The sequence below is a fragment of the Geodermatophilus sp. SYSU D00779 genome, assembly GCF_054050595.1.
This window is the reverse complement of sequence record NZ_JBJGZQ010000030.1, coordinates 51,002-62,576: the sequence shown is the minus strand read 5'-3', so window position 1 is coordinate 62,576 and position 11,575 is coordinate 51,002. Positions and strand designations below refer to the sequence as shown.

The 11,575-nt window shown below is 73.2% G+C and carries 12 protein-coding genes; 7 read left to right on the top strand and 5 right to left on the bottom strand.

What is annotated here, in order from left to right:
* Positions 1–49: 49 nt before the first annotated feature.
* From ACI79G_RS21010 to ACI79G_RS20995, 4 genes are all read right to left on the bottom strand, one after another.
* The gene (locus ACI79G_RS21010; protein WP_456883002.1) at positions 50–1,906 is read right to left on the bottom strand and encodes a PKD domain-containing protein; all 1,857 of its coding nucleotides are present in this window, start codon (positions 1,904–1,906) and stop codon (positions 50–52) included.
* A gap of 332 nt (positions 1,907–2,238) precedes the next feature.
* Entirely contained in the window at positions 2,239–2,631 is a 393-nt protein-coding gene (locus ACI79G_RS21005; protein ID WP_456883001.1) for a type II toxin-antitoxin system VapC family toxin, read from the bottom strand.
* Positions 2,628–2,873, bottom strand: a complete 246-nt coding sequence (locus tag ACI79G_RS21000) for a FitA-like ribbon-helix-helix domain-containing protein (RefSeq protein WP_456883000.1) — start codon at positions 2,871–2,873, stop codon at positions 2,628–2,630. Before ACI79G_RS21000 ends, ACI79G_RS21005 begins: the two co-directional genes overlap by 4 nt.
* A gap of 67 nt (positions 2,874–2,940) precedes the next feature.
* On the bottom strand, positions 2,941–3,282 hold the full coding sequence (locus ACI79G_RS20995; protein ID WP_456882999.1) for a darcynin family protein: 342 nt from the start codon (positions 3,280–3,282) through the stop codon (positions 2,941–2,943).
* 38 nt (positions 3,283–3,320) lie between these two features.
* On the opposite strand from ACI79G_RS20995, the gene ACI79G_RS20990 reads away from it, so the two are divergent.
* The 6 genes from ACI79G_RS20990 to ACI79G_RS20965 all read left to right on the top strand — a co-directional run bounded on the left by ACI79G_RS20990 (position 3,321) and on the right by ACI79G_RS20965 (position 10,214).
* Positions 3,321–3,908: a TetR/AcrR family transcriptional regulator gene (locus tag ACI79G_RS20990; RefSeq protein ID WP_456882998.1), complete on the top strand. Its 588-nt coding sequence runs from the start codon at positions 3,321–3,323 to the stop codon at positions 3,906–3,908.
* Between the two features lie 98 nt (positions 3,909–4,006).
* A complete protein-coding gene (locus tag ACI79G_RS20985; protein ID WP_456882997.1) occupies positions 4,007–4,624 on the top strand; it encodes a hypothetical protein in 618 nt (205 codons plus the stop codon).
* Between the two features lie 145 nt (positions 4,625–4,769).
* Positions 4,770–5,189, top strand: coding sequence for a hypothetical protein (locus ACI79G_RS20980; RefSeq protein ID WP_456882996.1), 420 nt, complete (start codon positions 4,770–4,772; stop codon positions 5,187–5,189).
* Positions 5,190–5,449: 260 nt separating this feature from the next.
* Complete coding sequence (locus ACI79G_RS20975) at positions 5,450–8,698, top strand: TM0106 family RecB-like putative nuclease (protein ID WP_456882995.1); 3,249 nt, start codon at positions 5,450–5,452, stop codon at positions 8,696–8,698.
* Between the two features lie 185 nt (positions 8,699–8,883).
* Complete coding sequence (locus ACI79G_RS20970; protein WP_456882994.1) at positions 8,884–9,198, top strand: DUF3303 domain-containing protein; 315 nt, start codon at positions 8,884–8,886, stop codon at positions 9,196–9,198.
* A 515-nt stretch (positions 9,199–9,713) separates the two neighbouring features.
* Complete coding sequence (locus ACI79G_RS20965; protein WP_456882993.1) at positions 9,714–10,214, top strand: hypothetical protein; 501 nt, start codon at positions 9,714–9,716, stop codon at positions 10,212–10,214.
* Positions 10,215–10,244: 30 nt separating this feature from the next.
* On the opposite strand, the gene ACI79G_RS20960 is transcribed toward ACI79G_RS20965, so the two are convergent.
* A complete protein-coding gene (locus ACI79G_RS20960; protein WP_456882992.1) occupies positions 10,245–10,763 on the bottom strand; it encodes an HAD domain-containing protein in 519 nt (172 codons plus the stop codon).
* A 148-nt stretch (positions 10,764–10,911) separates the two neighbouring features.
* Here ACI79G_RS20960 and ACI79G_RS20955 point away from each other — a divergent pair, with 148 nt between their 5' ends.
* Positions 10,912–11,196, top strand: a complete 285-nt coding sequence (locus tag ACI79G_RS20955) for a DUF3303 domain-containing protein (protein ID WP_456882991.1) — start codon at positions 10,912–10,914, stop codon at positions 11,194–11,196.
* The last annotated feature ends 379 nt before the right edge of the window (positions 11,197–11,575 follow it).

Below are 11,575 nucleotides of genomic sequence, written 5' to 3'. Positions count from 1 at the left end.
CGGTGGTGCCCGGGTGCCCGTCGGTACCCGGGCACCACCGCGGGGCGGATCAGCTGACGGTCGAGTCGTGCAGGGCCCCTTGGTCCACCGGTGCCGCGCCGCGCTGGTCGTGCGGGACGCCCACGGTCACGGTGCCGCTGCACTGGCCACCGTGGCCGTCGTCCACGGTGTAGGCCACGTGGTAGACGCGGCCGTCACCGCGGCCGGAGCGCTCGGCCATCAGCAGCGCCGTGGCCGTCCCCACCCCGGACGCGTCCGGTCCCGTGCGGCCCGACCCGGTCTCGCGGACCGGCTCGTCCTGCCGGATCCCGGTCACGGTCACGCTCAGATCGTCGCCCTCCGGGTCGGTGAGTCCGGTGACACCCACGGGGACCGGCTTGTGGTTGGGAGCCCACAGGCTGGGGACCGTGGGAGCGCCGGCCGTGCAGTCCGGAGCCCGGTTCAGCACGGTCACCGTCAGGCTGTCGCTGCCGGATCCGCCGTCCTCGTCGGTCACCTCGAGGTCCACCGCGTACGTGCCCTCCAGTGGGTAGGACGTCTCGCGCTCCACCGGGTGGCCGTACGCGGCCTCGGCCGTCGTCGGCGTCAGGGGCTCCTCGCCGCTCCAGCCGGCGATGTAGGGATCGTCCAGTGACCCGGCGGGGTCCTCGAAGACGCCGCTGAGGGGGACGACGTCGTTGCGGTAGACCTCGAGGTCGTTCCCGAGGTCGACCGTGGGGGCCACGTTGACGACACGGACCTCCGCCGAGTCCTCGGCGCAGGCTTCGAACTCGTCGCACACGCGCATCGAGACGGTCACCACGGACGGGCCGTCCAGACCGACCGCGGAGAAGACGGGCGTGCTGCCCGTGCCGTCGTCGAAGGACCCGTCCGCGTCAAGGTCCCAGGTCACCGTGGCGACGTTGTCGTCGGGGTCCGTGGCGCGCCCGGCCAGCGTGACCTCGCCGCCCTCGGGCACCTCGTACCCGTCCCCGCCGGTGTCCGCGTCGGCGACCGGCGGGTCGTTGAGGTCGCGCACCAGCACCTGCACCCGGTCCGAGGCCACGTAGGCCGGTTCGAGCCGGTCACGAACCGTGAGCTCGAACTCGAGCACCTGGTCCTCGGTGAAGAGGCCCACGGGGAAGGTCGGGCGGACCGCCGTCGGGTCGTCGAGGGTCACGGCGGGCCCGGACACCTGCCGCCACTCGTAGCTGAGGTCGCTGTACCGGCTACCCGAGCCGTCGAGGGCGACCGACGAGCTCCCCTCGTCGACGGTCCGGTCGGGACCCGCGTCGGCGGCGAGCCGCGGCGTCTTGGTGATTCGGGCCACCAGCTCCACGTCGGTCGATCGGTTCTCCGGGCTGACGGTGTTGTTCTTGGGGACGCCGTCCGATCCGCGGAACCCGACGATCTCCAGGAGGTAGCTCACATTGCCCGCCTCGAACGGGAACGACGCATTGGGCCGCGGCAGGCTGACCGCGTCGGCGCACTTCCCGTCGACGCTGCCGTACGGGCAGGGGCGCACGGCGTCGATCACCTCGTGGACGCCGAGCCACATGGGGAGTGGGGCGGAGAACTCGACCGACCGGTCACCGTCCCGGACCCTCGTGTCCACCTGGAAGTGGACCGCGGTGATGCCGTTGTACTCCCCGACGACGGTGTTGGTGTGCCTCAGGGTCCCGAGGGAGAAGTCCTGCCCGAAGCGGGCCTCGTCCTTGGGGTAGAAGGCCAGGCTGCTGCGCTCATTGCTGCCACCGATCCCCCAGCTGACCTGGACAGGGGCACCGCTGGCGCACGGGTTCCAGCCAGTGCCGCCGCAGTACACCTCCCCGGCGCCGTCCCGCTCCGGCTGGGCGCCGGAGAACGTCGCCGAGGTGGTCGCCGAGACCTGCGCCGTGGCCGACACCGGGATGGCCACCAGGGCCATGGCTCCGAGGATGACCGCGGCTGTTCGTCTCTTCCGCATGCTGCTCCGTCCTGCCGTCGACCTCCCGGAGACGCCGGGAGGATGGGGGCACGGATGCTGCTCCGACGTGCAACCCGACCGAGGGGCCGACACACGTGGTGGTGGCAGTGCGTCAGAAGTGGCTGGTGTGGGGATGTGGACCAGCAGGTATCACCCACGGCGGTGGTCCGTTGCGGCAGTTCCGGATGAACCCCGGACGTACGCGTTGTCGGATCCGGCTGAGCCTCCGTGGGGGTCCGAGACCGCCGGGTGGCTCTTGCCGGGCCGCCCTCACACCGGGGACGGCGGCACGGTCAGCCGATCACCGAGACCGGGCACCGCACACCCGGTGCGCGGGACAGCCGGCGGTCACCGGTGACCACGGTCACGCCCAGGATCTCGGCGAGTGCGAGGTACGTGCCGTCGTAGGCGCTGACCGCGTCGCGGAGCTCGAGGACCCGGTCGAGCACCGGTTCGTGCCCGTGCCGGGTGACCGCCAGGTCACCGAGGTCGCGGATCGAGGACCGTGCCTCCTCGACCGTCAACCGGCCGGCCAGCACCCAGCGACGGACGACGGAGGTCACCTCCACGTCGAGCAGGTGGGGGGCATGGGCCGCGTCCGATCGCAGTGCCTCCCGGGCGGCGTCACCCTCAGGCCTGTCGACCAGGAGGGCGCTCACCACGACCGAGGCGTCGACGACGATCAACGCTCGGGGCGCTCGGCCCGGACGGTCTCCACGACGTCGGCCATCGAGATGTCCAACCGCCGCGACGCCGACCTCGCCAGGACCTCCTCGATCGGTGGCCGGGAGGCGACCCGTTCGAGCTCGCGCAGCACGTACTCGGACAGCGACACGCCCGCGGCCTGAGCGCGTCGGCGCAGTGCCGCGTGCACCTCATCCGGCACGTTGCGGACCTGCAGCATCTTGCCCACCCACACAACGTACATGCGATTCGCATGCGGCTCTCGGTCGCGGAGGACGGAGACCGGTTCCCCTCCCCACGGACGGGCCGGCTCAGTCGTCGCGGCGGGCGTGGTCGCGGAAGCCCTCCTCGATCCCGACGAGCACCCGGTCGAGCCGGAACAGGGGAGTGGCGAACAGGGACGTGTCCCTCAGCGCCTCGATCAGCCGGTTCCACTCCCGGAGGTCGTCGGTCTCGGCGACCAGGACGTCGGAGGAGTCCGCGCTGAACGCCTCGACGTCGACCCACCGGACGCGGACCGCCGGGTGTGCCGCGAGCACCGGTGCGACCTCGCGCTCGACGAGTTCGTCCCGTTCCTCGCGGGACTTGGACAGCCAGGCCGGCAGGGCGGTGAGGTGGACGAAGGCCAGGTGGTGCAGCCCGGAGTCGGTCATGGCGGGACCATAGATGTAGCGACCGCTACACTCAAGGTGTGCCCCGCCCCCTCGATGTGCGGCGCCGCGAGGAACTGCTCGCCCGCGCCCTGCCCTACCTCGCCGAGCACGGCCTGGCCGGCCTCTCGCTGCGCCCGCTCGCCGCCGCCCTCGGGACCAGTGACCGGATGCTGCTGCACCACTTCGGCGACAAGGAGTCCCTGGTGGGGCGCCTGCTGGAGTGGTCGCGCCCGGACGTCGCGGCGTTGACGCGAGAGGAGGGGGACGTGGCCTCGTTGGCTGGCCGGCTGTGGGCCGACCTGACCGGCGGGGGGCCGCAGCGACCGCGGGTGCGGGTCCTGCTCGAGGTCATGGCCCTGGCGCTCACGCGGCCCGGCAGCTACCGGCAGTACGCGGTGGCCGCGGTGCACGACTGGGTCGCTCCGATCGCCGAGGCACTGGTCCGGGACCTGGGCGAGGCCCCCCCATCGGCCGAGGCCCGCGCCACCCTGCTCGTCAGCGGGCTGCGCGGGCTGGCGCTGGACCGGTTCGTCACCGGGGACGACGCCCGCACGGACCGAGCCGCGGACCTGCTGATCACGGCGGCGACACGACCACTCGGGGCTCCGCACGACGACCGTCGCTGAGGACGCCTGGATGCCCGTCCTGTCCCCTTACCCTCGGGTGGGTGCGGCAGCTCGATCGCGCAGTTCCTGCCCTCCCGCGCCGGCGACGCCGGTGGGAGGTGGCCATAGCCACCGCCGCCGCGGCCCTGGGCGTGAGCAGCCTGGTGGCCCTGGCGACAGCGGACGACGGCCGCCCTCCGAGCGTGGCCACGAGCAGCAGTGCGGCCTCGACGCAGACGTCGCCGTCGGTTCCAGCCCCCGCCGAGGAGTCGGCGCCGGCCCCACCGCAGACGGTCGACGGCCTCGTCGCGGACCTCACCGCACGACCGGACGCTGCCGGGCCGGCCGGCCCGCTGCTGCGGGACGGGCTGCAGGGTCTCGCGTCGGAGGACGAGGGCGTGCGCCAGCGGTCGGCCCTGCAGGTGCTGTCCGTCGTGGTCAGCGGTGAGGCGCTCGACCCCCGCTACGCCACCGCGAGCCGGCTGGCCCTCTTCCGCACGATGACCGGGCAGGCGCCGGCGCCCTCAGCGCCGGCCGGGACCCCGTCGTGCCTCGAGGTCCGGCAGGGGACGCCACCCCCGGTGGTGCAGGGGTACGCGCGGCAGATCGTCGACCAGCTCCCGGCCTGGCAGGCCGACGGTTTCCCGGCCGACGAGAGCGCACGCCTCCAGGAGCTGATCACCCCCGTGGTGGCTGGTCGGTCGACCCTCGGCCTCCGCCCGTGCCCGGGCCAGTGATCCGACCGGGCGCCTACGGGCCACGGGCAGACGTTGATGGGACCAGTGAGGCGCCCGAGGCGGCCTCGGCGTGTGTGGTGCGAGCGTGCGCCGAGCCGCCGCCCCGTTCCCTCATAGTCGGGTTTCCCCGAATGCGAGGAGCGCTGTGTCTGGCTGCGGTGACGAGAACGTCGACAACTACCTCGGCGCCGAAGGTGACGTCCACGCGCGCGGCATCGGCCTGAGCTGGCTGGAGGGGGACCGGCTCGAGCAGCTGCTCAATTTGCTGGAGGGTAAGCCTACCGATTCCGCGCAGACCTGCCTGGCCATGCTAGATATTCTCGCCAAGCGCGGCCCGCTGGCTCACGTCGAGTTGGCCCGCCTTGTCCGTTGCACGCCTTCACAACTTCGGAGCCGCAACGGCAAGATGACCGAGCTTATCCGACGCGAGTTCACCGGACACCGCTGGCCCATCGGCTGGCGCCGCGGTGAGATTAGCGCCGGGGAGGATCCTGGTGCCTACGTCTACGAGATGCACGCCAAGTTCCGCGAGAAGTGGCTGGAGCTACGGCCGCTCAGCTCATAGCTGCGCATCGCGGATACCGCCGTGGAAGGCGGCGGTATCCGCATCAGGGAACTGCTCCACGGACGCCGACAGCATGGCTGTGTGCAGTTGGGTGGCATTGCTCCGCCAAGCGAACGAGGCCCAGTGGCGGGCTCTCGGCGCGGGAGCTTCGCGGGTACCGCTGCAGGTGGCAAGGTTGACCCCGCTCTACACCCAGCACCACGGGGGAATGTTGCTCCACCTTTCTCTGCTCGCAGTCCACCCAACCGAGGGCTGACGCCGTGTACCGCGTCGACGGGCGGCTGGTCCTCAGCCCCAGTGACCTGACCCGGCACCAGGAGTGCTCCCACCTCACCGCGCTGAACCTGCAGGTGGCCGACGGCCGGCTGCAGCCCCCGCCCGAGGGGGTGAGCGACCAGACGGTGCTCGTCGCCGACCTCGGCATCGCGCACGAGCTGAGCTACCTGGAGTACCTGGAGCAGCTGGGGCTGGAGGTGGCCCGGCTCCAGGGCGACAGGGACGAGGCCGCCACGGTCGAGGCGATGCGCGCCGGCGTCGACGTCGTCCACCAGGCGACGCTGTTCGACGGCACGTGGGGCGGCCAGGCCGACTTCCTCCTGAGGACGGCGGTGCCGTCCGACCTGGGCGCCTGGTCCTACGAGGTCGCCGACGCCAAGCTGGCCCGCCGGGTCAAGGTGCCGGCGCTGCTGCAGATGGCCACCTACGCCGACCGGGTCGCCGTCCTGCAGGGCCGCGCGCCCGAGCGGATCCACGTCGTCACCGGCGACGGGGCCCAGCGTCCGTGGCGGCTGGTCGACGTCGCCGCCTACGCCCGCCGCGCGCGTGCCCGGCTGCAGGGCTTCGTCGCCGACGTCCCGGTCACCGGACCCGTGCCCACCGCGTACTGCGACCAGTGCACCTGGCAGCCGCGCTGCACCGCCGAGCTCCGGGCCAACGACGACCTCAGCCTGGTCGCCGGCATGCGCCGCGACCAGCGCGCCGCCCTGCTGGCCGCCGGCATCGCCACGCTCGCGCAGCTCGCCGATGCCCCGGACCACACGCTCAAGGCCGCCGGTCTCGGCCGATCGGCGCGGACCCGGCTGCGCGACCAGGCCCGCGAGCAGCTGCGCGGACGCCAGGCCGACCGGCCCACGCGCACGCTGCTCCCGCCGCTGATGGCCCAGGGGCTGCTGCGGCTCCCCGAGCCCAGCCCCGGCGACCTCTACCTCGACTTCGAGGGCGACCCGCTGTCCGGCGACGGCCAGGGGCTGGAGTACCTGGCCGGCCTCGGCGACCGCGCCGGGCGCTTCACCGCCCTCTGGGCGCACGACGCCGCCGGCGAACGCCGCATGGTCGAGGACCTGGTGGACCGCGTCGTCGAGGCCTGGCGCACCGACCCCGGCATGCACGTCTACCACTACGCCGCCTACGAGGTCAGCGCGCTCAAGCGGCTCACCGGGCGGTACGGCGTCCGCGAGGCCGAGCTCGACCAGCTGCTCCGCGCCGGGCGGTTCGTCGACCTGCTGCCCGTCGTCCGCCAGTCGATGCGGATCAGCAAGGAGTCCTACTCGATCAAGAAGGTCGAGGCGTTCTACGGGCGCGAGCACACCGGCGACGTCGCCGACGCGATGAGCAGCGTCGTCGAGTACGAGAAGTGGCTGATCGACCGCGACCCGGCCCGCCTGCAGGCCATCGAGGACTACAACCGCGACGACGTCGACTCCACCCGCGAGCTGCACGACTGGCTGGAGTCCCAGCGGACCGAGCTGGCGGCGCGGTACGGCGTGCTGCCCCGGCCGTCGGCGGCCGAGGTCGCCGCCCCCGCCCCGCGGTCGGACGCCGAGGCCGCGGAGTTCGCGCTGGTGGAGCGGCTCCGGGACACCGGCCACCCTCTCCTCGGCGACCTGGTGCAGTGGCACCGCCGCGAGGCCCGGCCCGGCTGGTGGGAGTTCTTCTCCCGCAGCGAGCTGGAGGACGAGCAGCTGGTCGAGGACCGCACCGCCCTCGGCGGCATCTCCGGCGGGTTCGAGATCGGCGCCGAGAAGCGCAGCAAGCTCTACGAGTTCTACTTCCCGCCGCAGGACACCAAGCTGTCGGTCGGCGCCCGGGTCGTCGACGTCGACACCCGCGTGCGCATGGGTGAGGTCCGCGAGATCGACGCCGTCGCCGGCCGGGTCGTGGTCAAGAGCACCAAGCCGCCGGCGTCGGCCCGGGGGCTGGGTCCCGAGGGTCCGCTGGACGACAAGGCCATGCGCGAGTCGATCGCCGCGACCGCGGACGCCGTCCTGGCCGGCCGGTCCTGCCTCGGGCAGCGGCTGCTCGACCGCGTCGTCCCCGCGGACACCCGCCGGCTGCCGGGGGAGGAGGCCGGCGACGCCGTCGTGCGGCTCGGCCTGGCGCTGCACGGCGAGGTGCTCGCCGTGCAGGGGCCGCCCGGCAGCGGCAAGACGCGGGCGGCGTCGCGGCTGATCCGCGCGCTGCTCGACGCCGGCAAGAAGGTCGGCGTCACGGCGACGTCCCACGCGGTGATCGGCAACGTGCTGAGCGCCGTCGGTCGGCCGGCGCTGCAGAAGTGCGAGGAGCACCAGGCCTGCGGCGCGCCGGGGGTGGAGTGGTCCAAGGACTCGTCCGACGTGGCCTCCCGGCTGCTGGACGGTTCCGCGTCCCTGGTCGGCGGGACGTCGTGGTTCTGGTGCCGCGAGGACCTGGCCGAGGCGGTGGACGTCCTGGTGGTCGACGAGGCGGGGCAGTTCTCCCTGGCCAACGCGGTCGCCGTCGCGCGGTCGGCCCGCTCGCTGGTGCTGCTGGGCGACCCGCAGCAGCTCGCGCAGCCGACGCAGGCGGTGCACCCGGGGGAGTCGGGGCTCTCGGCGCTGGAGCACCTGCTCGACGGGCACCTGACCGTGCCCGAGGACCGCGGCGTCTTCCTCGACCGCACCTACCGGATGCACCCGGCGCTGACCGCGTTCGTCTCCGACCTGGCCTACGAGGGCCGGCTGGAGTCGGCGGCCGGCCGCGACCGGATCGCGGTGGACGGCTGGACCAGCGGGCTCGCCGTCCGGTTCGTCGAGCACGCGCAGCCGTCGATGGCGGCGTCGCAGGACGAGGCGACGGCGGTGGCCGAGCTGTGGCACTCGCTGCAGGGGGCGGCCTGGACCGACGCCGAGGGTGCGGAGCGGCTGATCGGGCCGGACGACGTGCTGGTGGTCGCCCCGTACAACAACCAGGTCGCGCTCATCCGGCGGGCGCTCCCGCACGGGGCGCGGGTCGGCACGGTGGACAAGTTCCAGGGCCAGGAGGCGCCGGTCGTCGTCTACTCGATGACGTCGACCTCGGCCGAGGACGCACCCCGCGGCGTCTCCTTCCTCTACGACCTGCACCGGCTCAACGTGGCGGTCTCGCGCGCCAAGGCGCTGGCCGTCGTGGTGATGAGCGAGGAGCTGCTGGACGCCGCCGTCCGGACGCCGGAGCAGCTGCGCCAGGTCAACGCGCTGTGCCGGCTGGTCGAGATGGCCACGATCGTCCGCTGAGCAGGTGGATGCGCTGTCCGGGCTCCAGGGCCGCCAGGGGTCGAGGAGGTCGACGGCGGTGAACGGGCAGTGGCGACGCGTCGAGACGGCGGCCGTCGTCTGCTCGGTGTCGTCGTCCTCCTTGCGGTGCCACTCCGTGCCTGGGGAGCCTCGTCCTCCCACACGAGGTCCGAGGGGAGCGCGGGATGAAGTACGTCGTCACGTGGCGCGAGCGGCCGACCGGCTCGGTCGCGGAGTACGAGGCCGCGCAGCAGCGGGTCCTCGAGATCTTCTCCCGGTGGGAGATGCCGGAGAGCCTGACCTTCCACCAGTTCCTCGTCCGCCTCGGCGAGTTCGGCGGGTACGCCGTCGTCGAGACCGACGCGCCCGCCGACCTGCAGTACCTCACCACCGTCTACGCGGGCTTCTCCTTCACCGTCGAGCCGGTGATGGACGTGATGGACGCCGTCGCTGCCGAGACGCGCGGGATCGACTACCGGGACTCGCTGCGGAAGGAGTGACGGCGTCTCGCCGCGCCGTCGCGCAGCCGGACCCACGGTGTCGACGCTCGGCCCCTGCCCACAGTGCGGGGCAGGGGCTGAGGCACGCTCACCCGCTGCCCACAGTGCGGGGCAGGGGCTGAGGCATGCTCACCCGCTGCCCACAGTGCGGGGCAGGGGACGAGGCTGCGGGGAGAACACCTTCCCCGTGGACCTCTGCCGCAGCTTCTGGATGGAAGCAGCGGCAGAGGTCAGCGGAGGGGTCGTCAGGCGGCCGGGGCTCCCCGCTCGTCATCGTCCGAGTCGCCGCGGGTGGTGCTGCTCCCTGGGCGAGGAGACGGCGTCCGCGGCGGTGAGCACCCACCGGCCGGAGCGGCCGCCGACCACGCCGAGACCTCCGGGCGTGGGCGGTGGAGGGCGCGGCGACCGGGGATCCACGGGTCGATCGACGCTAGGCTCCCCGCCTCACAGGGGCGGCCCCGGTCCTCAGCGGGGGCGCCCGTGGTCACTGCCGAGTCGTCCGGGAGTCCACCCACATGGCCGACAAGAGCTCTTCCCCCTCTGACCGACACCGGCACGCCCGCCGCCCAGCGCCGAGGGATCGCCGCAGGCGCCTGCTCCTGATCGCAGTCGGCGTCCTCGTCGTCGCCGCACTGGCCGCGGTGCTCGTCCTCTCCACCGGGGACCGGTCCGACGACGCGGCCGCCGATCAGGCCGTCGCGCCCGCCCCCGCCGCCGCGAGCACGTCCCCACCCCCCACCAGCCCGCCCGCCGCGACACCGGCCCCGACGACCGAGCAGACGACCCCCACGTCGGATGTGCCCGTCGAGTTCGCCGACGCGATGCGCCAGATCGGCATCCCGCTGGACCCCCACACCGGCTGGGTCGTCGCCCAGGGGATCTGCGTCCGGCTGGGGCAACCCCAGTACGACCAGTTCAGGATGTCCGAGGGCGTCGAGAGGTTGTTCCCCTCGGTCCCCGATGAGCAGGCGCACGAGTTCGTGGCCATGGTTGCCGAGTCCGTCTGCCACATGTGAGGCCACCCCGGTGCGGGGTCCCCGCACCCGTCACAGCCACGCCTCGATCGCGTCCAGCTGCTCGTGCGTGAGCCCGACGAACAGGTCCGGCGCCACGACCAGCACGTGCGGGTTCGCCGCCAGCCAGTCACCGGTGTCGGCGGCCTGCATCGCCAGGTCGTCGTCGACCCAGATGATCCGCCGGTCCGGCTCCGCCTCGGCGACGGCCCGGGCGGCGGTCAGCTTCCACCAGCCCGACCGGCCGCCGAACACGCCGGCGAACCCGGTCGGGGCCGAGTCGGCGCGGGCGTGGGTCACCAGGCCGCGGGGGAGTCCCATCGGCTCGGCCAGCAGCCGGTCGGCGTCCGTCGTCCACGTGGTCAGCCACTGGATCTCCACCCGGCCGGACTCGTGCAGCTCCCGCAGCCGTGCCGTGATCGTCGGGTCCCAGGTCAGCACGTAGCCGTTGAACGTGCCCCGCCGCCAGCCCTCGGGCTGGTCCACGCGCGCGGCGTTGAGCACGCCGTCGACGTCCAGCAGCAGGATGGGGACGTCGCTGGTCGAGCCCATGCCCCATCCTGACGCCCGAGCCCCTCCGCCGTATCAGAGCCCCGTGTCGGGTCGTCTGGGTGTCAGCTGCCGGGTGTCGAGCGTCGTCGTCCTCATCGCGCCGCTCCGCTGCCCGGGAGCCTCCAGGGGTCCGAAGGGGGAGATCGACATGAAGTACGTCGTCAGCTGGCGCGAGCGGCCGACCGCCTCCGCCGCAGAGTTCGAAGCGGCACGGAAGCGGGTCGTCGAAGCCTTCTCGACGTCGGAGAAGCCCGAGAGCCTCACCATCCACCACTTCGACGCCCGTGTCGGGCTCGGCGGGTACGCCGTCGTCGAGACGGACGAGCCGGCCGACCTGCAGTACCTCGCCAGGGCGTACGAGCCCGTCTGCTTCACGGTCCGGCCGGTGGTCGACGTGGTGGCCGCCGCCGCTGCCGAGGCGCGTTACAACTGACCGCGCGTCCTCCGGGGAGGACGGCGGCGGTCGCGCGCCGTCCGGGATCGGCGCAGGGACCTCCGAGTCCGGTGACGGAGGTGGCGGCTTCCTGGCTTGGGCCCGTGTCGGTGACGCCTGCGCGGCCGGTACGAGCGCGACCACCGCGTCTGCTGCCTGAGCTCGGCTGACGAAGCGGTCGCCACGCTGGAAGAGCCCGCGCCGGCCGACGAGCAGTCCACCAGGCCGTCGCGAGCTCCCTGGCCTCCGGGCGCCCACCGGTGCCACTGGAGATCAGCGTCTCCGGGGCCCTCGCCGCCGGGGACGTCCGGCACGGGTCCATCGAACGCGTGGCGTCAGCGGTGGGGGCTCGATCGCCGTTCGGTACCACGCCGCAACG